At 70.7% G+C, this 24,691-nt stretch carries 19 protein-coding genes; 18 read left to right on the top strand and 1 reads right to left on the bottom strand.

Annotated features, from left to right (window positions below; translation table 11 throughout):
- The 14 genes from ACFWJW_RS35215 to ACFWJW_RS35150 form a co-directional block, all read left to right on the top strand.
- On the top strand, nucleotides 1–1,905 hold a 1,905-nt coding region (locus ACFWJW_RS35215), incomplete at its 5' end, for a peptidoglycan D,D-transpeptidase FtsI family protein (RefSeq protein WP_387248888.1).
- Nucleotides 1,906–1,923: 18 nt separating this feature from the next.
- Complete coding sequence (locus tag ACFWJW_RS35210) at nucleotides 1,924–3,690, top strand: UDP-N-acetylmuramoyl-L-alanyl-D-glutamate--2,6-diaminopimelate ligase (RefSeq protein WP_387248886.1); 1,767 nt, start codon at nucleotides 1,924–1,926, stop codon at nucleotides 3,688–3,690.
- 62 nt (nucleotides 3,691–3,752) lie between these two features.
- On the top strand, nucleotides 3,753–5,201 hold the full coding sequence (gene murF / locus ACFWJW_RS35205; RefSeq protein ID WP_387248884.1) for a UDP-N-acetylmuramoyl-tripeptide--D-alanyl-D-alanine ligase: 1,449 nt from the start codon (nucleotides 3,753–3,755) through the stop codon (nucleotides 5,199–5,201).
- A gap of 5 nt (nucleotides 5,202–5,206) precedes the next feature.
- Nucleotides 5,207–6,271 carry a phospho-N-acetylmuramoyl-pentapeptide-transferase gene (gene mraY, locus ACFWJW_RS35200; RefSeq protein ID WP_042162194.1) on the top strand — a complete coding sequence of 355 codons (1,065 nt, stop codon included), beginning with the start codon at nucleotides 5,207–5,209 and terminating at the stop codon, nucleotides 6,269–6,271.
- Nucleotides 6,268–7,722, top strand: a complete 1,455-nt coding sequence (gene murD, locus ACFWJW_RS35195) for a UDP-N-acetylmuramoyl-L-alanine--D-glutamate ligase (protein ID WP_387248882.1) — start codon at nucleotides 6,268–6,270, stop codon at nucleotides 7,720–7,722. The genes mraY and murD overlap by 4 nt, the downstream gene beginning before the upstream one ends.
- 60 nt (nucleotides 7,723–7,782) lie before the next feature.
- Complete coding sequence (gene ftsW, locus ACFWJW_RS35190) at nucleotides 7,783–9,123, top strand: putative lipid II flippase FtsW (RefSeq protein ID WP_387248880.1); 1,341 nt, start codon at nucleotides 7,783–7,785, stop codon at nucleotides 9,121–9,123.
- Nucleotides 9,124–9,129: 6 nt separating this feature from the next.
- The gene (gene murG, locus ACFWJW_RS35185; protein WP_366421335.1) at nucleotides 9,130–10,221 is read left to right on the top strand and encodes an undecaprenyldiphospho-muramoylpentapeptide beta-N-acetylglucosaminyltransferase; all 1,092 of its coding nucleotides are present in this window, start codon (nucleotides 9,130–9,132) and stop codon (nucleotides 10,219–10,221) included.
- A gap of 22 nt (nucleotides 10,222–10,243) precedes the next feature.
- A complete protein-coding gene (locus ACFWJW_RS35180) occupies nucleotides 10,244–11,059 on the top strand; it encodes a cell division protein FtsQ/DivIB (RefSeq protein WP_387248878.1) in 816 nt (271 codons plus the stop codon).
- A 281-nt stretch (nucleotides 11,060–11,340) separates the two neighbouring features.
- Nucleotides 11,341–12,573 (top strand): cell division protein FtsZ, encoded by a 1,233-nt coding sequence (gene ftsZ / locus ACFWJW_RS35175; RefSeq protein WP_387248876.1) that lies wholly within the window; start codon nucleotides 11,341–11,343, stop codon nucleotides 12,571–12,573.
- A gap of 13 nt (nucleotides 12,574–12,586) precedes the next feature.
- Complete coding sequence (gene pgeF, locus ACFWJW_RS35170) at nucleotides 12,587–13,354, top strand: peptidoglycan editing factor PgeF (RefSeq protein ID WP_387248874.1); 768 nt, start codon at nucleotides 12,587–12,589, stop codon at nucleotides 13,352–13,354.
- Nucleotides 13,351–14,073 carry a YggS family pyridoxal phosphate-dependent enzyme gene (locus ACFWJW_RS35165; RefSeq protein ID WP_387248872.1) on the top strand — a complete coding sequence of 241 codons (723 nt, stop codon included), beginning with the start codon at nucleotides 13,351–13,353 and terminating at the stop codon, nucleotides 14,071–14,073. The genes pgeF and ACFWJW_RS35165 overlap by 4 nt, the downstream gene beginning before the upstream one ends.
- A 124-nt stretch (nucleotides 14,074–14,197) precedes the next feature.
- The gene (locus ACFWJW_RS35160) at nucleotides 14,198–14,818 is read left to right on the top strand and encodes a cell division protein SepF (protein ID WP_042162053.1); all 621 of its coding nucleotides are present in this window, start codon (nucleotides 14,198–14,200) and stop codon (nucleotides 14,816–14,818) included.
- Nucleotides 14,819–14,890: 72 nt separating this feature from the next.
- Nucleotides 14,891–15,184: a YggT family protein gene (locus ACFWJW_RS35155; protein ID WP_042162056.1), complete on the top strand. Its 294-nt coding sequence runs from the start codon at nucleotides 14,891–14,893 to the stop codon at nucleotides 15,182–15,184.
- A gap of 49 nt (nucleotides 15,185–15,233) precedes the next feature.
- A complete protein-coding gene (locus ACFWJW_RS35150; protein ID WP_387248870.1) occupies nucleotides 15,234–16,343 on the top strand; it encodes a DivIVA domain-containing protein in 1,110 nt (369 codons plus the stop codon).
- A 182-nt stretch (nucleotides 16,344–16,525) separates the two neighbouring features.
- Here the strand turns inward: ACFWJW_RS35150 and ileS are convergent, their stop codons facing one another.
- Nucleotides 16,526–19,663, bottom strand: a complete 3,138-nt coding sequence (gene ileS, locus ACFWJW_RS35145) for an isoleucine--tRNA ligase (protein ID WP_387248868.1) — start codon at nucleotides 19,661–19,663, stop codon at nucleotides 16,526–16,528.
- 652 nt (nucleotides 19,664–20,315) lie between these two features.
- Here ileS and ACFWJW_RS35140 point away from each other — a divergent pair.
- From ACFWJW_RS35140 to ACFWJW_RS35125, 4 genes are all read left to right on the top strand, one after another.
- Nucleotides 20,316–21,089, top strand: a complete 774-nt coding sequence (locus ACFWJW_RS35140) for a TraR/DksA family transcriptional regulator (RefSeq protein ID WP_387248866.1) — start codon at nucleotides 20,316–20,318, stop codon at nucleotides 21,087–21,089.
- A 121-nt stretch (nucleotides 21,090–21,210) separates the two neighbouring features.
- The gene (gene lspA / locus ACFWJW_RS35135; RefSeq protein WP_387248864.1) at nucleotides 21,211–21,813 is read left to right on the top strand and encodes a signal peptidase II; all 603 of its coding nucleotides are present in this window, start codon (nucleotides 21,211–21,213) and stop codon (nucleotides 21,811–21,813) included.
- Between the two features lie 121 nt (nucleotides 21,814–21,934).
- Nucleotides 21,935–22,876: an RluA family pseudouridine synthase gene (locus ACFWJW_RS35130; protein ID WP_387248862.1), complete on the top strand. Its 942-nt coding sequence runs from the start codon at nucleotides 21,935–21,937 to the stop codon at nucleotides 22,874–22,876.
- A gap of 117 nt (nucleotides 22,877–22,993) precedes the next feature.
- Nucleotides 22,994–24,571, top strand: a complete 1,578-nt coding sequence (locus ACFWJW_RS35125; protein WP_387248890.1) for a Na+/H+ antiporter — start codon at nucleotides 22,994–22,996, stop codon at nucleotides 24,569–24,571.
- Nucleotides 24,572–24,691 lie beyond the last annotated feature (120 nt).

Genomic DNA, 24,691 nt, shown 5'->3' with positions numbered 1-24,691 from the left:
CCCCGGCCCGGCTCCCGGCCCGGCCCGCCCCGGCAGGCCGCCCGCCCCGGCCGCCCCCGCTCCGGGCCCCCGCCGCTGCGCCTGGGCAGCCCGCGTCCGCGGCTGCGGCTGGTCTCCCTCGGGCTGACGCTGATCATGCTGGTCTTCGTCGTACGGCTCTTCCAGGTGCAGGCCGTGGACGCCGGGGCGTTCGCCGCCAAGGCCAACGAGAACCGCTATGTACCGGTCAAGCTGGCCGCCGAGCGCGGTGCGATCACCGACCGCAACGGCGTGGACCTGGCCACCACCGTCGACGCGTACGACATCACCGCCGACCCGAGCCTGCTGGCCCGCGGGAAGACCAAGACCGACGACGCTCCCCAGAAGGCCGCCGCGCTGCTCGCCCCGATTCTCGGCGAGGACAAGGCCGTCCTGGCAGAGAAACTCGACCGGCCCGCGGCGCGCTACGCCTTGCTCGCCCGGCAGCAGACCCCGCAGGTCTGGAAGAAGATCAAGGACCTGCGCAAGACCCTCGACGCCAAGGCGGCCGCCGCCCCCAAGCGCGCGCCCCGCCCCAATGTCCTGGTCGGGATCTTCGCCGACAAACACAGCAAGCGCCTCTACCCCAACAAGAACCTCGCCGCCGGTGTACTCGGCTTCGTCAACGGCGCCGGCAAGGGCGGCGGCGGCCTGGAGGCGCGCCTGGACAAGCAGCTGGCGGGCAAGGACGGCAAGCTCGTCTACGCCCAGTCCGGCGGCCGCCGGGTGCCCACCGCCGACACCCAGGAGCACCCCGCCGTCCCCGGCAGCGACGTCGAGCTGACCCTCGACCGCGACATCCAGTGGGCGGCCCAGCAGGCGATCACCCAGCAGGTCGCCAAGTCGAACGCCGACCGCGGCTATGTCGTCGTCCAGGACACCCGGACCGGGGAGATCCTGGCGCTCGCCAACGCGCCCGGATTCGACCCCAACGAGGTGTCGCAGGCCGATCCGGAGGCGCTGGGCAACGCCGCGCTGTCCGACGCGTTCGAGCCGGGCTCCACCAGCAAGGTGATGTCGATGGCCGCCGTCCTGGAGGAGGGCGTGGCCACGCCGGCCACCCGGGTCACCGTGCCCAACCGGCTGCACCGCGGCGACCGGCTGTTCGCCGACGACGTCGACCACGCCACCTGGCATCTGACGCTCAACGGTGTGCTCGCCAAGTCCAGCAACATCGGCACGATCCTCGCGACCGGCCAGCTCGGTAAGACCCAGGCCCAGGCCAACAAGGTCCTCCACTCGTATCTGCGCAAGTTCGGGATCGGCCGGCCGACCGGGCTCGGCTTCCCCGGGGAGACCGACGGCATTTTGGCCAAGCCGCAGGACTGGAACACCTCGCAGCAGTTCACCATCCCGTTCGGCCAGGGGCTGTCCCTCAACGCCGTACAGGCCGCCTCCGTCTACTCCACGATCGCCAACGGCGGCGAGCGCATCGCCCCCACACTGGTCCGCGGCAGCACCGGGCCCGACGGGCACTACGCCCCGGCGCCCAAGCCCGCGAAGAACCGTGTGATCAGCAAGAAGACGGCGGGCACGCTGGCCACCATGCTGGAATCGGTGGTCGACGACGAGGAAGGCACCGGAGCCAAGGCGAAGATCGACGGCTACCGCGTCGGCGGCAAGACCGGCACCTCCAACCGGGTGGACCCCAGGACCGGCCGCTACCACGGCTACACCGCCTCCTTCGCCGGCTTCGCCCCCGCCGACAAACCTCGCATCACGGTCTACTGCGCCGTCCAGAACCCCACGACGGGCAGCTACTTCGGCGGACAGGTCTGCGGCCCGATCTACCAGCAGGTCATGGCCTTCGCGCTGAAAACCCTCCAGGTCCCGCCGACCGGCGCCAAGCCCCCGCGGCTGCCGGTCACCTTCACGCCAGGCCAATGAAATCGAGGCAATTCCGCCGTGACGACCATCACCCCCGACGGCACCCCCGACGGCACCCCCGCCCCCGGAAACTGCTCCCCCCCACGGCCCTCACTTCGCCCCGGGCCGGTGGTGCCCGGTACGCTCACCGCCGTGTCACACGCTGATCAGTCCCCGAAAGCCCAGCACGCCGAGAAGGGCGGGTCCGGTACGTATCCGGGAGCCCCGCGCCCTGAACGGGTCCGCCCCACCCCCCTGGCGGACCTCGCCGAGCAGCTGGGATGCCCCGCCCCGGACGCCGGCCGCCCCGGCGCCGCCGATGCCGCGCGGCCCGTGATGGTCACCGGCATCACCCATGACTCCCGGGCGGTCCGCCCCGGTGACGTCTACGCCGCGCTGCCCGGTGCCCGTCTGCACGGTGCCGACTTCGTCGCCCAGGCCGCCGACCTCGGCGCCGCGGCGGTCCTGACCGATCCGTCGGGTGCCGAGCGCGCCACCGCGACCGGCCTGCCGGTGCTCGTCGTCGACAACCCGCGGGCGCGGATGGGCGCCCTGGCCGTCTCCATCTACGGAGCGCCGGGCGAGGACCTCCTCCAGATCGGCATCACCGGCACCTCCGGCAAGACCACCACCGCCTACCTCATCGAGGGCGGGCTGCGGGCCGCGGCCGCCAAGGCTCCCGACGGGGGGCTGACCGGGCTGATCGGCACCGTCGAGACCCGGATCGGCGACGAGCGCATCAAGTCCGAGCGCACCACTCCCGAGGCCACCGACCTCCAGGCGCTGTTCGCGGTGATGCGTGAGCGCGGTGTGCGCGCGCTCGCCATGGAGGTCTCCAGCCACGCCCTGGTCCTCGGCCGGGTCGACGGCTGCGTCTTCGACGTCGCGATCTTCAACAACCTCAGCCCGGAGCACATGGAGTTCCACTCCGGCATGGAGGACTACTTCCAGGCCAAGGCCCAGCTGTTCACCAAGGCCCGCAGCCGCGCCGGGGTCGTCAACCTCGACGACGAGTACGGCAAGCGGCTGGCCGAGGGCGAGTCCGAGGTCCCGGTCACCACCTTCTCCGCGGAGGGCCACCCCGACGCCGACTGGCGGGCCGCCGACGTCGAGGTCGGCACCCTCGGCTCGACCTTCACCGTGCACGGCCCGGACGGCGTCACCCTGCGCGCCGCGTCCCCGATCGCCGGCCCGTTCAACGTCGCCAACGCGCTCGCCGCGATCGTCTCGCTGGTCGTCGCCGGTATCGACGCACAGACCGCGGCCGACGGTGTCGCCGCGGTGCCCGGCGTCCCCGGCCGCCTGGAGCGCATCGACGCCGGCCAGCCGTATCTGGCGGTGGTCGACTACGCCCACAAGACCGACGCCGTCGAATCGGTTCTGCGCGCCCTGCGCAAGGTCACCGACGGCAAGCTGCACGCCGTCCTCGGCTGCGGCGGCGACCGTGACCCGCACAAGCGCGCCCCCATGGGTGCCGCGGTGGCCCGGCTCGCCGACACGGCCGTACTGACCTCCGACAACCCGCGCGGCGAGGACCCCCTCGCGATCCTCGCCACCATGCTCGCGGGCGCCGCGGAGGTCCCCATTCATGAACGCGGCACGGTGCTCGTCGAAGAAGAGCGCGCCGTCGCCATCGCCGCCGCCGTCGCCCGCGCCGAGCCCGGGGACACCGTGATCGTCGCGGGCAAGGGCCACGAGCAGGGCCAGGACATCGCCGGAGTGGTCCGCCCCTTCGACGACCGTCAGGTACTGCGCGAGGCCATCGAGGCTTCCTTGAAGTCACCGCAGCCGAACCACCAGGGATGACACACCGCCATGCGCGCACAACCCTTTTACCGTCACCGCCCGCCCAGTACCGGGGGTGACCTGTGATCTCCCTGTCGCTCGCCGAGATCGCGAGCATCGTGGGAGGCCGGCAGCACGACATACCGGACGACGGCCGCCGGGTGACCGGACCGGTCGTGGCCGACTCCCGTGCGGTGGGCCCCGGCGCGCTGTTCGTGGCCTTCGCCGGTGAACGCGTCGACGGCCATGACTTCGCACAGGGCGCCGTCGAGGCCGGCGCGGTGGCCGTACTGGCCGCCCGCCCCCTCGGCGTCCCCGCGATCGTCGTCGACGACGTGGTCGCCGCGCTCGGTGCGCTCGCCCGCGCCGTCGTCGCACGGCTGGGCACCACCGTCGTGGGTCTCACCGGCTCGGCCGGCAAGACCAGCACCAAGGACCTGATCGCCCAGCTGCTCCAGCGCCACGGCCCGACGGTCTGGCCCGAGGGAAACCTCAACAACGAGATCGGGCTGCCGCTGACCGCGCTGCGCGCCGATGAGACCACCCGGCATCTCGTCCTGGAGATGGGTGCCCGCGGCGTCGGCCACATCCGTTACCTCGCCGGGCTGACCCCGCCGAGGATCGGCGTGGTGCTGAACGTCGGCAGCGCGCACATCGGCGAGTTCGGCGGCCGTGAGCAGATCGCGCTGGCCAAGGGCGAACTCGTCGAGTCGCTGCCCCCGGCCGAGGAGGGCGGGATCGCGGTGCTCAACGCCGACGACCCGTACGTCCGCGCCATGGTGCCGCGCACCCGGGCCCGCACGATCCTGTTCGGCGAGTCCGAGGAGGCCGCCGTACGTGCCGAGAATGTCCGGCTCACGGATCTTGGTCAGCCCGCTTTCACGCTTCGCACACCCTCCGGGTGCAGCGATGTGACCATGCGGCTGTACGGTGAGCACCACGTGTCGAACGCGCTCGCCGCGGCCGCCGTAGCCCATGAGTTGGGCATGCCCGCAGACGAGATCGCCACCGCGCTCTCCGAAGCCGGCACGCTCTCCCGCTGGCGTATGGAGGTCACCGAGCGCGCGGACGGCGTGCGGATCGTCAACGACGCCTACAACGCGAATCCCGAGTCCATGCGAGCGGCGCTGCGTGCGCTGGTCGCGATGGGCGCAGCCGGCAAGGCGACGGGCGCTCGTACGTGGGCGGTGCTCGGTGAGATGGCTGAGCTCGGCGAGGAGTCACTCGCCGAACACGACGCGGTCGGGCGGCTGGCCGTCCGGCTCAACGTCAGCAAGCTCGTGGCAGTCGGCGGCAGGGAAGCGGCCTGGCTCGACATGGGCGCCAAGAACGAGGGTTCGTGGGGTGAGGAGTCGGTGCACGTGTCCGACGCGCGGGCGGCGATCGACCTGTTGCGCAGCGAGCTGCGGCCGGGAGATGTCGTGCTGGTGAAGGCGTCCAGGTCGGTGGGGCTGGAGCGGGTCGCCGCAGCTTTGCTGGACGAGGGCATGCTGGGCGCCGCGGGCGCCGAGGGTGGAGCCGCGACCCGATGAACTCGATGAAGCAGATCCTCTTCTCCGGAATGATCGGGCTCTTCCTGACCCTGATCGGCACCCCGCTGCTGATCAAGCTGCTGGCCAAGAAGGGATACGGGCAGTTCATCCGCGATGACGGCCCGCGGACCCACGGCAGCAAGAAGGGCACGCCCACCATGGGCGGTATCTCCTTCATCCTGGCCACGATCATCGCCTACGCCGTGACGAAGGTGATCACCTCCAGCGATCCGACCTTCTCGGGCGTGCTGGTGCTCTTCCTCTTCGCGGGCATGGGCCTGGTCGGCTTCCTCGACGACTACATCAAGATCGTCAAGCAGCGTTCGCTGGGCCTGCGGGCCAAGGCGAAGATGGCCGGCCAGCTGATCGTCGGCATCGCCTTCGCGGTGCTCTCGCTCCAGTTCGCCGATCTGCGCGGGCAGACCCCGGCGTCGGACCGGCTCTCCTTCACCCAGGACTTCGGCTGGCAGATCGGCCCGGTGATCTTCGTGATCTGGGCGCTGTTCATGATCCTGGCGATGTCCAACGGCGTGAACCTCACCGACGGCCTCGACGGCCTCGCCACCGGCGCCTCGGTGATGGTCTTCGGCGCGTACACCTTCATCGGCATCTGGCAGCACCAGGAGTCCTGCGCCAACCAGATCACCGCCGGACCGGGCTGTTACGAGGTCCGCGATCCGCTCGACCTCGCGGTGGTGGCCTCCGCGCTGATGGGCGCCTGCTTCGGCTTCCTGTGGTGGAACACCTCGCCCGCCAAGATCTTCATGGGCGACACCGGCTCGCTGGCCCTGGGCGGCGCGCTGGCCGGTCTGGCCATCTGCTCCCGTACGGAGCTGCTGCTCGCCATCCTCGGTGGTCTCTTCGTCCTGATCACCATGTCCGTGGTGATCCAGGTCGGATCGTTCCGGCTGACCGGGAAGCGGGTCTTCCGGATGGCGCCACTCCAGCACCACTTCGAACTCAAGGGGTGGTCGGAAGTCCTTGTGGTGGTCCGGTTCTGGATCATTCAGGGCATGTGCGTCATCGTGGGACTCGGCATCTTCTACGGCGGCTGGCAGGCAGCAAAGTGACCACGCACGGCCCGACCGACCACCCCGCGGGGTTCGCCGGTCAGCACATCACCGTCGCCGGCCTGGGCGTGAGCGGCATCAGTGCCGCCCGCGCGCTGGCCGGCCTCGGCGCGCACGTCACCGTCGTGGACGGCGGTGACGGCGACAAGCAGCGCGCCGCCGCGCGGGAACTGACGGCGGCGGGAATCACCGTCCGCCTCGGCGACGGTGACACGCTCCCCGAGGGCACCGAGCTCGTCGTCACCTCGCCCGGCTGGAAGCCGGACAGCCCGCTGTTCGCGGCGGCCGCCGCGGCGGGCGTCGAGGTCGTCGGCGATGTGGAGATCGCCTGGCGGCTGCGGGGCCCCGGCGCCGCGGCCTGGCTCGGGGTCACCGGCACCAACGGCAAGACCACCACCGTGCGGATGCTGGCCTCGATCCTGGCCGCCGAGGGCCTGCGCACCCTGGCCGTCGGCAACATCGGCACGCCGATCATCGATGTCGTCCTGGGGCAGGGCAAGGACGGCGAGGCTCCCTACGACGTCCTCGCCGTCGAGCTCTCCAGCTACCAGCTGCACTGGGCGCCCTCCCTACGGGCGCACTCGGCGGCCGTCCTCAACCTCGCCCCCGACCACCTCGACTGGCACGGCTCCATGCAGGCGTACGCCGCCGACAAGGGCCGGATCTACGAGGGCAACACCGTCGCCTGCGTCTACAACGCGGCCGACAAGGCGACCGAGGACCTGGTGCGCGAGGCCGACGTCGAGGAGGGCTGCCGGGCCATCGGCTTCACCCTCGGCACCCCCGGCCCCTCCCAGCTCGGTGTCGTCGACGGCATCCTCGTCGACCGGGCCTTCGTGGAGAACCGGCAGCAGCAGGCCCAGGAGCTCGCCGAGGTCTCGGACGTCACGCCGCCGGCCCCGCACAACATCGCCAACGCCCTCGCGGCGGCGGCGCTGGCCCGTGCCTTCGGCGTCCGCCCCACCGCCGTACGCGACGGTCTGCGCGCCTTCCATCCGGACGCGCACCGCATCCAGCACGTCGCGGAGCTCGACGGCGTCACCTACATCGACGACTCCAAGGCCACCAACACCCACGCCACCGAGGCGTCGTTGGCGGCGTACGAGCACATCGTCTGGATCGCCGGCGGCCTCGCCAAGGGCGCGACGTTCGACGAGCTGGTGCAGAAGTCGGCGGGCCGGCTGCGCGGGGTGGTGCTGATCGGCGCCGACCGGGCGCTGATCGCGGAAGCCCTGGCGCGACACGCCCCCGATGTCCCGGTGGTCGACCTCGACCGGACCGACACTGGGGCGATGTCCGAGGCGGTCCGCGAAGCGGCCCGGCTGGCCCGGCCCGGCGACACCGTCCTGCTGGCTCCGGCCTGTGCCTCGATGGACATGTTCGTCAACTACAACAAGCGGGGCGAGGCTTTCGCCGAGGCGGTCGGTGCGCTGACCGCCCGGGATCATTAGACCGTTTCTCCCCGCTGTCGCCGAGCGCCGGCGGCAAGCGCACCTGTGGAGGGGACGAGGATGACGGCCCGATCGGCGAAGGCGGCCGGACCGCGTCCGGCGCGCCGGCCCTCCACGGCGCGCAAGCCGCGCGGCGGCCGCGCCCCGGGCGGTCCCCGGGGCCTCCACACCCGGCTGAGACGGGCCTGGGACCGCCCGCTGACCGCGTACTACCTGATCCTCGGCGGCAGCCTGCTGATCACCGTCCTGGGGCTGGTGATGGTCTACTCGGCGTCCCAGATCAAGGCGCTTCAGTCCGGTCTCGCCCCGACGTACTTCTTCCGCAAGCAGCTGCTGGCCGCCGTCCTGGGCGGCGGGCTGCTGCTGGCGGCCTCCCGTATGTCGGTACGGCTGCACCGCGGGCTGGCCTATCCGCTGCTCGCCGTCTCGGTCTTCCTGATGTGCCTGGTGCAGATTCCGGGCATAGGGGTCGCGGTCAACGGCAACCAGAACTGGATCAGCCTCGGCGGACCTTTCCAGATGCAACCGAGCGAGTTCGCCAAGCTCGCGCTGGTCCTGTGGGGCGCCGATCTGCTGGCTCGCAAACAGGACAAAAGGCTGCTGGTGCAGTGGAAGCATCTGCTGGTGCCGCTGATCCCGGTCGCGTTCCTGCTGCTCGGGCTGATCATGCTCGGTGGCGACATGGGGACCGCGATCATTCTCACGGCGATCCTCTTCGGGCTGCTGTGGCTGGCCGGGGCGCCCACCAGGCTCTTCGTGGGGGTGCTGGGTGCCGCCACGCTGATCGGGGCGCTGCTGATCAAGACCAGCGCGAACCGGATGTCCCGCCTGGCCTGCATCGGAGCGACCGATCCGGGTCCCGGTGATCAGTGCTGGCAGGCCGTGCACGGCATCTATGCGCTCGCGTCCGGCGGATTCTTCGGTTCCGGCCTTGGTGCAAGTATGGAAAAATGGGGTGAACTCCCGGAACCGCATACCGACTTCATCTTCGCCATCACCGGGGAGGAACTGGGTCTGGCGGGGACGCTGTCGGTCCTCGCCCTCTTCGCGGCTCTAGGCTATGCGGGTATCCGCGTGGCCGGACGCACGGAGGACCCCTTCGTACGGTACGCCGCGGGAGGCGTGACCACCTGGATCACGGCCCAGGCCGTGATCAACATCGGTGCGGTGCTCGGCCTGTTGCCGATCGCCGGGGTCCCCCTCCCGCTGTTCTCCTACGGAGGCTCCGCCCTGCTGCCGACGATGTTCGCCATCGGACTCTTGATCGCCTTCGCGCGTGACGAGCCCGCTGCGCGAGCGGCGTTGGCCATGCGGCAGCCGGTCTTCGGCAGGAGGCAGGCTGGGGTGAGATGGAAGACGATGAGACGGCGCGTCAAGAAGCGGCCGTCCGGAGAGCGGTGAATTTCGGTGCATGTCGTACTCGCCGGTGGGGGGACCGCCGGCCACATCGAGCCCGCGCTCGCCCTCGCGGACGCACTGCGGAGGCAGGACCCCACCGTGGGGATCACGGCACTCGGTACGGAAAAGGGCCTGGAGACCCGGCTCGTCCCCGAGCGTGGCTATGAGCTGGGTCTCATCCCGGCCGTGCCGCTGCCGCGCAAGCCCACCCCCGAACTGATCACCGTCCCCGGGCGTCTGCGCGGCACGATCAAGGCCGCCGAGCAGATCCTGGAGCGCACGAAGGCGGACTGCGTCGTCGGCTTCGGCGGCTATGTGGCGCTGCCCGGCTATCTGGCCGCCAAGCGGCTCGGGGTGCCGATCATCGTCCACGAGGCCAATGCCCGCCCCGGCCTGGCCAACAAGATCGGCTCGCGGTACGCCAAGTTCGTCGCCGTGAGCACCCCGGACAGCAAGCTGCGCGGTGCCCGGTACGTCGGCATCCCGCTGCGCCGCACCATCGCCACCCTGGACCGCGCCGCGGTCCGCCCGGAGGCGCGAGCCGCCTTCGGTCTCGACCCCAACCTTCCGACCCTGCTGGTGTCCGGTGGTTCCCAGGGCGCCCGTCGGCTGAACGAGGTCATCCAGGCCGCCGTCCCGGTCCTCCAGCGCGCCGGCATTCAGGTCCTGCACGCGGTCGGCCCGAAGAACGAACTGCCGCATGCGGACAACATGCCCGGGATGCCCCCCTATGTCCCGGTACCGTACGTGGACCGGATGGATCTCGCGTACGCCGCGGCCGACATGATGCTCTGCCGCGCGGGCGCGATGACCGTCGCCGAGTTGTCCGCCGTCGGGCTCCCGGCCGCCTTCGTCCCGCTGCCCATCGGCAACGGCGAGCAGCGGCTCAACGCTCAGCCGCTGGTCAACGCCGGCGGGGGCCTGCTGGTCGACGACGCCCAGCTGACCCCGGACTGGGTGCAGAACAGCGTGCTCCCGGTCCTGGCCGATCCGCACCGGCTGTACGAGATGTCGCGCGCGGCCTCCGAGTTCGGCCGCCGGGACGCCGACGAGCTGTTGGTCGGCATGGTGTACGAGGCGATCGCACAGCACAACAAGTAGCCCACGAGAGAAGGCAGGGAGCGTGGCCGGACCGACAACCGCCCGGCGAGGCGAGAAGAAGTCACTGTCCGGCCCGCCCTCCGCCGCGGCACCCCCGGGGCGAAGATTCCGGTGGGAGCGCCTTCCCCTTCGCGCGCCGAGCCGCCGCAGTCTGATCATCATCCTGGTCGTCGCGGTGCTGCTCGGCGCGTTCGGCGTCTGGGCCCTCTATGCCTCGAACTGGCTCCGGGTGGAACGCGTCAGCCCCACCGGCACCAAAGTGCTGACGCCACATGAGGTCGTCGCCGCGGCGGACGCCCCGATGAACGCGCCGCTGGCCTCGGTCGATACGGACGCGCTGGCCCACCGGCTGCGCGCACGGCTGCCGCGCATCAAGACCGTGGACGTCGAGCGGTCCTGGCCGCACACAATCGGCCTGAAGGTGACCGAAAGGGTGCCGGAACTGCTGCTGCGATCGGGCAAAAAGTTTGTCGAAGTGGACGCCGAGGGCGTCCGGTTCGCCACCGTCGCCACGGCCCCCAAGGGCGTTCCGCTTCTGGAAATGACCGCGTCCGACTCCCCGAGTCTGCATCGGTTCGGAATCGACCGGTTGCGGCGCGCCGCGGTCGAGGTCGCCCAGGATCTGCCGGCAGCCGTACGCAAGGACGTACGAAAGGTTCGCGTACGGTCCTATGACGCCATCACCCTCGAACTGGCCGGCGGCCGCACGGTCGCGTGGGGCAGCCGCGAACAGGGCGCCGAAAAGGCAAAGGTGCTGACCGCGCTGCTGAAAGCGGCGCGTGACGCGCGCCACTTCGACATCTCGGTGCCCAGCGCCCCTGCGGTGTCCGGGAGTTGACGTCCGTAGTGGCAGGCCAGCACCCTGGATGGCTACGACTATGGGTGATCACATAGGGTGAAAAGAAAAACGGGAGGTTCGGCGTGTTCGTTGAACGGGCGCGCCTTGTCGACTTAGTGTCTCGTTCCAAAGGGACTATGGAAGCAAGGAACACAGGCACAGGTAACCCTAAACTTCAACGTTAGGGTTCGGGTCGGCGATACGAACCGTCCCATCGGCATCAGTCGGCGTCCACACGCAGTGCGGCGACGACACGTAACTCGAGGCGAGAGGCCTTCGACGTGGCAGCACCGCAGAACTACCTCGCAGTCATCAAGGTCGTCGGCATCGGCGGCGGTGGCGTGAACGCCATCAACCGGATGATCGAGGTCGGGCTCAAGGGCGTCGAGTTCATCGCGATCAACACCGATGCGCAGGCGCTGCTGATGAGCGACGCCGACGTCAAGCTCGACGTCGGCCGCGAAATGACCCGCGGGCTCGGCGCCGGCGCCAACCCGGATGTGGGTCGGAAGGCGGCCGAGGACCACCGCGAGGAGATCGAGGAGGTCCTCAAGGGGGCCGACATGGTCTTCGTGACCGCGGGTGAGGGCGGCGGCACCGGCACCGGCGGCGCACCCGTCGTCGCCAACATCGCGCGCTCGCTGGGCGCCCTGACGATCGGTGTGGTCACCCGCCCGTTCACCTTCGAGGGCCGCCGTCGCGCCAACCAGGCCGAGGACGGCATCGCCCAGCTGCGCGAAGAGGTCGACACCCTCATCGTGATCCCCAACGACCGACTGCTGTCCATCTCGGACCGCCAGGTGAGCGTGCTCGACGCGTTCAAGTCCGCGGACCAGGTACTGCTGTCGGGTGTTCAGGGCATCACCGATCTGATCACCACCCCGGGCCTGATCAACCTCGACTTCGCCGACGTCAAGTCCGTGATGTCGGAGGCCGGCTCGGCCCTCATGGGGATCGGCTCGGCGCGCGGCGACGACCGCGCGGTGGCCGCAGCGGAGATGGCGATCTCCTCGCCGCTCCTGGAGGCGTCCATCGACGGCGCCCGCGGGGTGCTGCTGTCCATCTCCGGCGGCTCCGACCTCGGTCTCTTCGAGATCAACGAGGCCGCCCAGCTGGTCAGCGAGGCGGCACACCCGGAAGCCAACATCATCTTCGGTGCGGTCATCGACGACGCACTGGGCGACGAGGTCCGGGTGACGGTCATCGCCGCGGGCTTCGACGGCGGTCAGCCGCCGGCCCGCAGGGATGCGCAGTCCTCCGCACTGTCCGCCCCGAAGCGCGAGGAGCCCGCCCCGGCCCCGAGCCGTCCGGCGACTCCGCCCGAGCCGCGTTCGTCGTCCTTCGGCGGACTGGGTTCGGTGCCCGTACGGGACGAGGAGCCGGCGCCCGCCGAGTCCTCCTCCTCGCTGGGCGAGGTCCCGTCGTCCCCGGCGAGCGCTCCGCAGGTTCCCCCGGCCCGTCCGTACTCGGACTCGGCGGCGGAGGAACTGGACGTCCCCGACTTCCTGAAGTGACCGAAGCACTGAAGTGATAGGGCAACAGCACCACGAGAGCGGCGCGCACTTCGCCTTCACCGACAGGTGGGGCGGGGTGAGCGCCGCTCCGTACGATCAGCTCAACCTGGGCGGCGCGGTCGGCGACGACCCGCAGGCCGTCCACGCCAACCGGGCCCGCGCCGCGGTGGAACTCGGCCTCGACCCGGCCGCGGTGGTCTGGATGAACCAGGTGCACGGCCGGGACGTCGCGGTGGTCGACGGGCCCTGGCGGCACGGCGACGACATCCCCGGTGTGGACGCGGTGGTGACGGAGCGCCGGGGGCTCGCCCTCGCGGTCCTGACCGCCGACTGCACCCCGGTCCTGCTCGCCGACCCGGTCGCCGGGGTCGCGGGGGCCGCGCACGCCGGCCGGCCCGGCCTGGTCGCCGGGGTCGTCCCGGCGGTGGTCGAGGCGATGGTGAAGCGGGGCGCGGAGCCGGCGCGGATGATCGCGTACACCGGGCCGGCGATCTGCGGGCGCTGTTACGAGGTGCCCGAGCAGATGCGGTCCGATGTCGCCGCGGTGGTGCCCGAGGCCCGCGCGTTGACCAGTTGGGGCACTCCCGCGGTCGACGTCACCGCGGGGGTACGGGCCCAACTCGCCGCGCAGGGCGTGCTGGTGCGTGAAGATTCCCACATCTGCACCCGCGAATCCGCGGACCATTTCTCGTATCGGCGCGACCGTACGACGGGGCGGCTCGCGAGCTATGTATGGCTCGGGGACACCCCCGGCCCGGGGCTGGGGGAGGCCACGCCGTGACGGAGGACCGCAAGAGGCAACTGGCAGAGAACCTGGCGCGGGTGGAGGAACGTATCTCCGCCGCCTGCGCCAAGGCCGGCCGGCCGCGTGACGAGGTGACCCTGATCGTGGTCACCAAGACCTACCCGGCGAGTGACGTCCGGCTGCTGGCGGAACTGGGGGTGCGGCAGGTCGCGGAGAACCGCGATCAGGAGGCGGCCCCCAAGGCCGCTGAATGTACTGATTCGCCCCTTACTTGGCACTTCGTTGGTCAACTACAGACCAACAAGGTGCGGTCCGTGGCCGGTTATGCCGGAATTGTTCAGTCGGTCGACCGGGCCCGGCTCGTCACCGCACTCGGCAAGGAGGCGGTGCGCACCGGGCGCGAACTGGGTTGCCTGATCCAGGTGGCACTTGACGCGGAGTCGGGGGTGCGGGGTGAGCGGGGCGGTGTGGCACCGGACGGTGTCGCGGCGCTCGCCGAGCAGATCGCCGGCGCCCAAGGTCTGCGGCTGGACGGTGTGATGACCGTCGCGCCGCTGTCCGGACCCTACGCGGGGCGTGAACTCGCGGCTTTCGAGCGGCTCATGGAAATCTCATCCGACCTGCGCGGGAACCATCCTGGTGCCAACATGGTGTCAGCAGGCATGAGCGCGGACCTCGAACAGGCCGTGGCGGCCGGAGCGACACATGTGCGCGTCGGCACTGCGGTACTCGGAGTCCGACCACGGCTCCGGTAACGTCGCCAAGCAAGTCGGACCACAGCACAAAATATGGTCATTCCCGTAAAAAGCGGGGCAGGCCGAGTGGATCCAAGGCCCCTGGTGACGGAGCCGATCCACCACAGAGCGGAGGACGCAGAGAATGGCCGGCGCGATGCGCAAGATGGCGGTCTACCTCGGCCTCGTGGAGGACGATGGGTACGACGGCCGGGGGTTCGACCCCGATGACGAGTTCGAGCCCGAGCTTGACCCGGAACCCGATCGAGGGCGGCGTCAACAGCACCCGGTGCAGGCCGAAATTCCCCCGGAACGGGAGGAACCCGTCCGTGCCGTGACGCCTCCGGCGCAACGTGAACCGGCCCCGCTTGCCGCGGAAAACGGACGACCCGCGCGAATCGCCCCCGTGGCATCCATCACACCCGACCGTCCGAATCTGGAGAAGAACGCACCGGTGATCATGCCCAAGGTTGTGTCCGAGCGGGAGCCCTACCGCATCACCACACTTCACCCCCGGACCTACAACGAAGCCCGTACCATCGGGGAACACTTCCGTGAGGGCACTCCGGTGATCATGAATCTGACGGAGATGGACGACACCGACGCGAAGCGACTTGTCGACTTTGCGGCCGGTTTGGTGTTTGGTCTTCACGGCAGCATCGAACGGGTGACGCAGAAGGTGTTCCTGTTGTCGCCTGCTAACGTCGATGTCACGGCGGAGGACAAGGCCCGTATCGCAGAGGGCGGGTTCTTCAACCAGAGCTGAGACGCAACACCGGGCACACCGAGGCCGTGAGGCCAACACAGGAGCAAGGCAAGGGGAGAGGGACAGCGCGAGATGAGTGTCTTTGGTCAGGTGATCTACATCGCGCTGTACTGCTTCCTGATCGTGTTGATCTTCCGGCTGGTGATGGACTATGTCTTCCAGTTCGCCCGTTCATGGCAACCCGGCAAGGCGATGGTGGTCATTCTTGAGGCCGCCTACACTGTCACTGATCCGCCACTCAAGCTTCTGCGGCGGGTCATTCCGCCGCTGCGTCTCGGGGGCGTGGCGCTCGACCTGTCCTTCTTCGTATTGATGATCATCGTGTACATCCTGATCACCGTCGTGAGGTCGGTGTTGTTGGTGTGAACGATACGGTCTTGCCGATTGCCGACGACTACGTTGAGGTGAAGTAGAGATGCCGTTGACCCCCGAGGACGTGCGGAACAAGCAGTTCACGACCGTCCGCCTCCGAGAAGGCTATGACGAGGACGAGGTCGATGCCTTCCTCGATGAGGTCGAAGCCGAACTGACTCGGCTCCTGCGGGAGAACGAGGACCTTCGCGCCAAGCTTGCCGCTGCCACCCGCGCCGCCGCGCAGAATCAGCAGCAGCAGGGTCTGCGCAAGGGACCGGACCAGCAGCAGGAGCAGCAGCAGCGGCCTGGGGCTCCGGTGCCCGCCGCCATATCCGGTCCGCAGCCGGTGCCGCCGCAGCAGCAGGGGATGGGTGGACCTCCCCAACTGCCCGGTGGTGCACCTCAGCTGCCTCCTGGTCCCGGTGGCCACGGACCGCAGGGTCCGCACGGTCCCGGTCCGATGGGTCCCGGCGGTCCCATGGGTGGCCCGATGGGCGGCCCCGGTGGACCCCAGCTGCCCGGCCCCGGTGGCCAGCAGGGCGGCCCGGGCGGTGACAGCGCCGCGCGCGTGCTGTCGCTGGCACAGCAGACCGCCGACCAGGCGATCGCGGAGGCCCGTTCCGAGGCCAACAAGATCGTCGGCGAGGCGCGCAGCCGTGCCGAGGGCCTGGAGCGGGACGCCCGCGCCAAGGCCGACGCGCTGGAGCGGGACGCGCAGGAGAAGCACCGCGTGGCGATGGGCTCGCTGGAGTCGGCCCGCGCGACGCTGGAGCGCAAGGTCGAGGACCTGCGCGGCTTCGAGCGCGAGTACCGCACGCGGCTGAAGTCCTACCTGGAGAGCCAGCTGCGTCAGTTGGAGAACCAGGCGGACGACTCGCTGGCCCCGCCGCGGACCCCGGCGACCGCTTCGCTGCCGCCGTCGCCGTCGATGGCGTCGGCCGGTGCGGGCACCATGGGCGGCAACCACACCATGGGTGGCGGCCAGTCGATGGGTGGCGGCAACCACTCCATGGCCGGTCAGTCCAGCAACGGTCCGTCCTACGGCGGTCAGCAGCAGATGTCGCCGGCGATGACCCAGCCGATGGCTCCGGTGCGTCCGCAGAGCCCGCAGCCGATGCAGCAGACGCCGTCGCCGATGCGCGGCTTCCTGATCGACGAGGACGACAACTGACGTCCGCGTAGCGCGCACCGTCGGCAATCAGGGCCGGGCCCCGAAGGAACATTCCTTCGGGGCCCGGCCCTTTTGTGTGGACTTGGGTGGGCGATGCGGGGCGGTCAGCAGGGACGGCGGAGCCCCCCGGTGCGGTGGCGCCGGGGGGCTCGGTTGACGTCGCGGGGTGGCCGCGTGCGCGGTTACGCCTTGCGCAGCCGGAACGAGAGGGCCAGGCTCTCGTCGGTGAACGCGGGGCCGTAGGAGTCGTCCGCGTCGCCGGGGGCGAAGTCCGTGGCGAGCACCTCGTCGGAGATCAGGCCGGCGTGGTCGGTCAGCGCCGTGCGCACCTCCTCGTCGGTGGACCGCCAGCGCAGCGCGATCCGGTCGGCGACGTCGAGGCCGCTGTTCTTACGGGCGTCCTGGATCAGCCGGATCGCGTCGCGGGCCAGGCCCGCCCGGCGCAGCTCGGGGGTGATCTCCAGGTCGAGGGCGACCGTCGCGCCCGCGTCGGAGGCCACCGACCAGCCCTCGCGCGGGGTTTCGGTGATGATCACCTCGTCGGGGGCGAGAGAGACGGTCTCGCCGTCCACCTCGACGCTCGCGGTGCCCTCGCGCAGGGCGAGGGAGAGGGCGGCGGCGTCCGCCGCGGCGACGGCCTTGGCGACCGCCTGGACGCCCTTGCCGAACCGCTTGCCCAGGGCCCGGAAGTTCGCCTTGGCGGTGGTGTCGACCAGGGAGCCCCCCACCTCGGAGAGCGAGGCCAGCGAGCTCACGTTGAGCTCCTCGGCGATCTGCGCGCGCAGGTCCTCGGACAGGCCCGCGAAGCCGTGCGCCGCGACCAGCGCACGGGACAGCGGCTGGCGGGTCTTGACGCCCGACTCGGCGCGGGTCGCCCGGCCCAGCTCGACCAGCCGGCGCACCAGCTGCATCTGGCCGGACAGCGCCGGGTCGATGAGCGTCCGGTCGGCGACCGGCCAGGTGGAGAGGTGGACGGAGTCCGGGGCGTCCGGGGTGACCGGGACGACCAGGTCCTGCCAGACCCGCTCGGTGACGAACGGGGTGAGGGGCGCCATGAGACGGGTGACCGTCTCGATGACCTCGTGGAGCGTGCGCAGCGCGGCCGCGTCGCCCTGCCAGAAGCGGCGGCGGGAACGGCGGACGTACCAGTTGGAGAGGTCGTCGACGAAGGAGGAGAGGAGCTTGCCGGCGCGCTGGGTGTCGAAGGACTCCAGCGACTCGGTGACCTGCTCGACCAGGCCGTTCAGCTCGCCGAGCAGCCAGCGGTCCAGCAGCGGGCGGTCGGCGGGGGCCGGGTCGGCCGCGGAGGGCGCCCAGCCGGACGTCCGGGCGTACAGCGCCTGGAAGGCGACGGTGTTCCAGTACGTCAGCAGCGTCTTGCGGACGACTTCCTGGATGGTGGAGTGGCCCACCCGGCGGGCCGCCCAGGGCGAGCCGCCGGCGGCCATGAACCAGCGGACCGCGTCGGCGCCGTGCTGGTCCATGAGCGGGATCGGCTGGAGGGTGTTGCCCAGGTGCTTGGACATCTTCCGGCCGTCCTCGGCGAGGATGTGGCCGAGGCAGACCACGTTCTCGTACGAGGACTTGTCGAAGACGAGGGTGCCGACCGCCATCAGGGTGTAGAACCAGCCACGGGTCTGGTCGATGGCCTCGGAGATGAACTGCGCCGGGTAGCGCTTCTCGAACAGCTCCTTGTTGCGGTACGGGTAGCCCCACTGCGCGAACGGCATCGAGCCGGAGTCGTACCAGGCGTCGATGACCTCCGGGACGCGGGTCGCGGTGCCCCGGCAGGTCGGGCAGGGGAAGGTGACCGCGTCGATGAACGGGCGGTGCGGGTCCAGGTCGGACTGGTCGGTGCCGGTCAGCTCGGTCAGCTCGGCGAGCGAGCCGACGCAGGTGAGGTGGTCCTCCTCGCAGCGCCAGATGGGCAGCGGGGTGCCCCAGTAGCGGTTGCGGGACAGCGCCCAGTCGATGTTGTTGTTGAGCCAGTCGCCGAAGCGGCCGTGCTTGACCGACTCGGGGAACCAGTTGGTGTTCTCGTTCTCCCGGAGCAGGGCGTCCTTGATCGCGGTGGTGCGGATGTACCACGACGGCTGGGCGTAGTAGAGCAGCGCGGTGTGGCAGCGCCAGCAGTGCGGGTAGCTGTGCTCGTACGCGAGGTGCCGGAAGAGCAGCCCGCGGGCGTCCAGGTCGGCGACCAGCGCCTCATCGGCCTTCTTGAAGAACTGGCCGCCGACCAGGGCCAGTTGCTCCTCGAAGGTGCCGTCCGGGCGGACCGGGTTGATCACCGGCAGGTCGTACGCCTTGCAGGTCCTGAGGTCGTCCTCACCGAAGGCCGGGGCCTGGTGGACGAGGCCGGTGCCGTCGTCGGTGGTGACGTACTCGGCGTTGACGACGATGTTGGCGCCGTCGAGCTCGACGAGGCCGAAGGGGCGCTCGTAGGCCCAGCGCTCCATCTCGCGGCCGGTGAACGACTCGCCGGTCGCGGTCCAGCCCTCACCGAGGGCCTTCTCCAGCAGCGGCTCGGCGACGACCAGCTGCTCGGTGCCGTCGGTGGCGACGACATAGGTGACGTCGGGGTGCGCGGCGACGGCGGTGTTGGAGACCAGGGTCCAGGGGGTGGTCGTCCAGATGAGCAGCGCGGCCCGGCCGGCCAGCGGGCCGGAGGTCAGCGGCAGGCGGACGAAGACCGAGGGGTCGACGACGTTCTCGTAGCCCTGGGCCAGCTCGTGGTCCGACAGGCCGGTGCCGCAGCGCGGGCACCAGGGGGCGACGCGGTGGTCCTGGACCAGCAGGCCCTTGCCGAAGATCTCCTTCAGCGACCACCACACCGACTCGATGTAGTCGGGGTCCATCGTGCGGTACGGGGCGTCCAGGTCGGTCCAGTAGCCCATACGGGTCGTGAGCTCGGCGAACGCGTCGGTGTGGCGGGTCACCGACTCCCGGCACTTGGCGTTGAACTCGGCGATGCCGTACGCCTCGATGTCCTTCTTGCCGCTGAAGCCCAGCTCCTTCTCCACGGCCAGCTCGACCGGGAGGCCGTGGCAGTCCCAGCCGGCCTTGCGGTCGACGTGGTAGCCCTGCATCGTGCGGAACCGGGGGAAGACGTCCTTGAAGACGCGCGCCTCGATGTGGTGCGCGCCGGGCATGCCGTTGGCGGTCGGGGGGCCCTCGTAGAAGACCCACTCGGGCCGTCCCTCGGACTGCTGGAGGGTGCGGGCGAAGACCTTCTGCTCCTGCCAGAACTCGAGCACTGCGTGCTCAAGGGCGGGGAGGTCTACCTGGGCGGGTACCTGGCGGTACTGGGGCTGCGGACTCATCGGGGGCTTCCTCCGGCGGACACCTGCTGCGTTCTCCGTCCGGAGGGACGAGAGCCTGGGCTCCCGCGGTACCACCCTCCTTGGCGGTGCCACTGCACCGCCCCCTCATTGGGGTCGCGCTGCCGGTTCTACTCGCCTTGGGTGGCCCGGGGCCCGTGAGCAGAGCCCACTGTCCAAGCCCGTGGGCGGAGCCCACTGTCCAAAGCTTTCTTCCGGCGGCTCCGGGGTGATCTTCACGTCGTGCACGCCCCCGGGCTTCCACCGTCCCCGGGTCGCTGCTGGCTGCGTACGGCGCTACTCGTCCCGTCAATGCCTCTCGCTGGGCCCAGTGTACGGGGCGGGGCCGACAGTGGCCGACCGGATTTCGGCGGCCGGGGCGGAACCCGGCGCACGGCGCCGCACGGGGGTGGTCCGGGCCGTCGCCGCGCCGCGCTCCCGGCCCGCGCGATGACCCGAATGGCCAGCGCCCCGCCACCCCTCCCACGGGCGGATTCGCCCCGCCGGGAAGCGGGCACAACCGAGACGAACCGCCCGTCCGGGCCGGGCACCGGGGTGCGCAGGGCGGTGCGTCCCGTTGCCGCGTGGCGTGCAGCGATTTATCGTTCCCGTCACGATTCGCGAACAAAGTCACATATGTGAAGGGGTCGCGGCCATGGTGGCGAAAAAGACCGCCGCGGAGAAGAGCACGACGCCTGCCGACGAGGCCGACGCGAAGCAGCCTCCGGCGAAGAGGACAGCTCCGAAGAAGGCCGCGGCCAAGAAGCCGGCGGCCGGCACGGCCACGCCGGAAGAGGCGACGGCCCGGAAGGCGGCGCCGAAGCGGGCCGCCACGAAGAAGACGGCGGCGAAGAAGACGGTGGTGAAGAAGACGGCGGCGAAGAAGGCCGCGAAGAAGGCTCCGGCCAAAAAGGCCGCGGTGCCCGCTAAGAAGACGGGAGCCAAGACGGTGGTGGCGAAGAAGACTGCGGCCGCATCGGCCACGGCACACGGCGAGGACTCCGCGGTGCCCATGGCCCGGGTGGCCGCGGCGCCGGGCGAGCTCGCCGTACGGCCCGGCGAGGATCCCTGGACGCCCGAGGAGGTCGCCGCGGCCCGGACCGAGCTGATGGACGAGACCTCCCGGCTGCGGCTGGAGATCGTCTCGGCCGAGGACGCCATCGCCGGGCTGATGCGGGACTCCGGGGACGGTGCGGGCGACGACGAGGCCGACACCGGCAGCAAGAACATCACCCGTGAACACGAACTGGCGCTCGCCTCCAATGCCCGCGAGATGCTCCACCAGACCGAACGGGCCCTCGGCCGGCTGGACGCGGGCACGTATGGGCTGTGCGAGAACTGCGGCAACCCCATCGGCAAGGCGCGGATGCAGGCATTCCCGCGCGCCACGCTGTGCGTGGAGTGCAAGCAGCAGCAGGAGCGCCGCTGAGCCGGCCGGCCGGTGGCGCGGACGGCACCCGTGTCGCCCGCGCCCGCAGGGGTGTGCCGTACTCTCGTGGTTCAGCCGGGCACGGCCCGGCCGGGGACACAACGGGCTGAGGGACTCACACGTGGCAGAGGCGGAACGCATCACCGGTACGCCGGAACCCGAGCCGGGTACCGGGGCGGATCCCACGCCGGGGTCCGAAGGGGGAGGTCCGGTGCGGGCGGAGGAGAGCAAGGGCCGCGGTCAGCGGCGGATCGTCGCGCTGCTGCTGGTCGCGCTCGTCGTCTACCTGCTCGACCTGGGCAGCAAGCTCCTCGTGGTCGCGAAGCTGGAGCACCATGCGCCCATCGAGGTCATCGGGACGCTGCTGCGGTTCACGGTGATCCGCAACCGCGGCGCCGCGTTCGGCATGGGCGAGGCCCTGACGATCTTCCTCACCATCATCGCCGCGGCCGTGATCCTGGTCATCTTCCGGATCGCCCGCAAGCTCTACAGCCTGCCCTGGGCCATCGCGCTCGGGCTGCTGCTCGGCGGCGCCTTCGGCAACCTCACCGACCGGATCTTCCGCGCGCCGGGCGTCTTCGAGGGCGCGGTGGTCGACTTCATCGCACCGGCGCACTTCGCGGTCTTCAACCTCGCCGACTCCGCGATCGTCTGCGGCGGCGTGCTGATCGTGATCCTGTCCTTCCGGGGGCTGGACCCCGACGGGACCGTGCACAAGGACTGATACCCCGCAGCGGGGCCGGCCGGGGCAGGAGCCGTTGGCGGTGCCGGCCGCCGGGCTCCCGGGGCCGGGGCCAGGTCCGGCCCCGGGCAGGACACCATGGCGGGACTGCCATACTCGTGGGGTGAGCACCATTCCCGAGATCCGCACCCTGCCCGTACCGGACGGCCTGGAGGGCGAGCGCGTCGACGCCGCGCTGGCCCGGATGTTCGGCTTCTCCCGTACGAAGGCGGCCGAACTCGCCGCCGCCGGAAAGGTCCGGGTCGACGGATCCGAGGTGATGAAGTCGGAGCGGGTGCACGGCGGCGCGTGGCTGGAGGTCGAGATGCCGCAGGCCGCGCCGCCCGTCGAGATCATCGCCGAGCCCGTCGAGGGCATGGAGATCGTCCATGACGACGACGACATCGTGGTGATCATGAAGCCCGTCGGGGTCGCCGCCCACCCGAGCCCCGGCTGGAGCGGAACCACCGTCATCGGCGGTCTGGCCGCGGCCGGCTACCGCATCTCCACCTCCGGCGCCGCCGAGCGCCAGGGCATCGTGCACCGCCTCGACGTCGGCACCTCCGGCCTGATGGTGGTCGCCAAGTCCGAGCGCGCCTACACCCTGCTCAAGCAGCAGTTCCGCGAGCGGACCGTCGACAAGCGCTACCACTCCCTGGTCCAGGGCCACCCGGACCCGATGAGCGGCACCATCGATGCCCCCATCGGCCGCCATCCCCAGCACGACTACAAGTGGGCGGTCACCGCCGAGGGCAAGCCGTCGGTCACGCACTACGACCTGATCGAGGCGTTCCGGGCGGCCAGCCTGCTCGACATCAAGCTGGAGACCGGCCGCACCCACCAGATCCGGGTGCACATGGCCGCCCACCGCCACCCCTGCGTCGGCGATCTGACCTACGGAGCGGACCCCACCCTCGCCAAGCGGCTGGGCGTCGGCCGGCAGTGGCTGCACGCGGTCCGGCTGGGCTTCGAGCACCCCTCGGACGGCCGCTGGGTCGAGTTCGAGAGCGGCTACCCGGACGATCTTCAGCGCGCCCTGGACACCGTCCGGGCCGAGAGCGGCTGACGCAGCGGCCTCCGGGGCACCGGCACCGCGGGCAGCCGGCGGCTTCATGGCAGGCTGGGGGCGGAACATGACCGGATCCGACCCCGGAGCGTCGCCACCGTGGACCAGCTGGCTCTGATGCTCGTCCTGCTGTTCGGAGCCGTGGTCATGGTTCCGGTCGGCGACCGGCTGCGGCTCCCGTCACCGGTGCTGATGACGCTCGCGGGCGCCGTCCTGGCGCTGCTGCCGTTCGTGCCCAACGTCGAGGTGCCGCCCGAGTTCATCCTGCCGGTGGTGCTGCCGCCGCTGCTCTACGCGGCCGTCCAGCGCACCTCCTGGCGGCAGTTCACCGCCAACCTCCGGCCGATCTTCCTGCTCGCCGTGGCGCTGGTCTTCGCGACCACCGCCGCGGTCGCCGCGGTCGCCCAGGCGGTGGTGCCCGGGATGCCGGTGGCCGCGGCGGTGGTGCTCGGGGCGCTGGTGGCACCGCCCGACCCGGTCGCCGCGACCGCCGTCGCCGGCAAGCTCGGGCTGCCCCGCCGGCTGGTCTCCATCCTGGAGGGCGAGGGGCTGTTCAACGACGTCACCGCGATCGTGCTCTACCACGTCGCCCTCGCCGCGGCCGTCAGCGGCAGCTTCTCGGTGTCCGCCGCGATCGGCTCGCTGGTGCTGTCCGCCGTCGTCGCCATAGCGGTCGGCCTGCTGCTCGGCTGGGTCACCAACAAGCTGATGGGGCTGCTCGGTGACCCGACGCTCCAGATCGGCCTGACGCTGCTGGTGCCGTTCGTCGCCTACGTCCTGGCCGAGGAGTTCCACGGGTCCGGTGTGCTCGCGGTGCTGACCTGCGCGCTGTTCCTGGCCGAATACGCGGTCGACGCCGACGATGTGATGGGCCGGCTGGCCGGCTACACCTTCTGGGAGGTCGTCGACACCCTCGTCACCGGCGTCGCCTTCGGGCTGATCGGGCTGGAGCTGCACAACATCTTCGGGGCCGCCTCGCACCGCTGGGGCCAGCTGCTCGGCGCCGGCGCCGCGGTCGTCGGGGTGGTCGTCGGCGTCCGGCTGCTGTGGCTGCTGCCCGCCGCCTGGCTGGCCAAGCGGATGCACAAGCTCCGCGACTACGACGAGGAGATCCCGATGAGCTGGCGGGAGACGCTCATCATGTGGTGGTCGGGGATGCGCGGGGTGGCCTCCGTGGCGCTGGCGCTGGCCATCCCCTTCAGCGTCAACGGCGGCGGCGGCTTCCCCGCCCGTGACGACATCCTCTTCATCGCCTTCGCGGTGGTGCTCAGCACCCTCCTCGTCCAGGGCCTCACCCTGCCCTGGCTGGTGCGCAGGCTGCGGGTGCGGGCCGACACCGACGCCGTCGACGCGCTGGAGCGGGAGCTGGCGATCCGGGTGATCAAGGCGTCCAAGCGGCGGCTGAAGGAGATCCTGGAGGTCGAGGAGCTGCCCGACGAGGTCAGCGACCAGTTGGCGCGCCGGGCGTACGACATGGGCGCCCGGATCGCGCCGGACATCGTCGACGACGAGCGGCGCGAGCTCTTCGAGCGGCGCATCCACCGGATGAAGAAGGTGCACCGCATCCAGGGCGAGATGCTCTCGGCCGCCCGGCACGAGGTGCTGGCCGCGCGCAGCGAGCCGGGCACGGACCCGGAGATCGTCGACCGGGTGCTGCGGCATCTGGACATGCGCAGTCTGCGGCACACACCCTGACGCCGGGCGGGACTGTGAAGACGGGCCCTAGGCCGTGTCCGCAAAGTGGTTTGTGCTGTTGGTAAGTCGTGGTGCGTCGTCATGAGTTGACCGATGAGTCGTGGGCTGTCGTGGAGCCGT

The sequence above is a fragment of the Streptomyces sp. NPDC127097 genome (assembly GCF_042724075.1).
In the GTDB taxonomy this organism is placed as follows: domain Bacteria; phylum Actinomycetota; class Actinomycetes; order Streptomycetales; family Streptomycetaceae; genus Streptomyces.
The sequence above is the reverse complement of the archived record's forward strand: the minus strand, read 5'-3'. Positions and strand labels throughout refer to the sequence as shown.

What these genes read in the sequence shown, in the direction of transcription:
- ftsW (WP_387248880.1), top strand. Translation starts at nt 7,783, where the DNA reads ATGACGGCCCGATCGGCGAAGGCGGCCGGACCGCGTCCGGCGCGCCGG.
- ACFWJW_RS35125 (WP_387248890.1), top strand. Translation starts at nt 22,994, where the DNA reads ATGCTCGTCCTGCTGTTCGGAGCCGTGGTCATGGTTCCGGTCGGCGAC.
- ACFWJW_RS35140 (WP_387248866.1), top strand. Translation starts at nt 20,316, where the DNA reads ATGGTGGCGAAAAAGACCGCCGCGGAGAAGAGCACGACGCCTGCCGAC.
- ACFWJW_RS35160 (WP_042162053.1), top strand. Translation starts at nt 14,198, where the DNA reads ATGGCCGGCGCGATGCGCAAGATGGCGGTCTACCTCGGCCTCGTGGAG.
- ileS (WP_387248868.1), bottom strand. Translation starts at nt 19,663, where the DNA reads ATGAGTCCGCAGCCCCAGTACCGCCAGGTACCCGCCCAGGTAGACCTC.
- ACFWJW_RS35150 (WP_387248870.1), top strand. Translation starts at nt 15,234, where the DNA reads ATGCCGTTGACCCCCGAGGACGTGCGGAACAAGCAGTTCACGACCGTC.
- mraY (WP_042162194.1), top strand. Translation starts at nt 5,207, where the DNA reads ATGAAGCAGATCCTCTTCTCCGGAATGATCGGGCTCTTCCTGACCCTG.
- ACFWJW_RS35155 (WP_042162056.1), top strand. Translation starts at nt 14,891, where the DNA reads ATGAGTGTCTTTGGTCAGGTGATCTACATCGCGCTGTACTGCTTCCTG.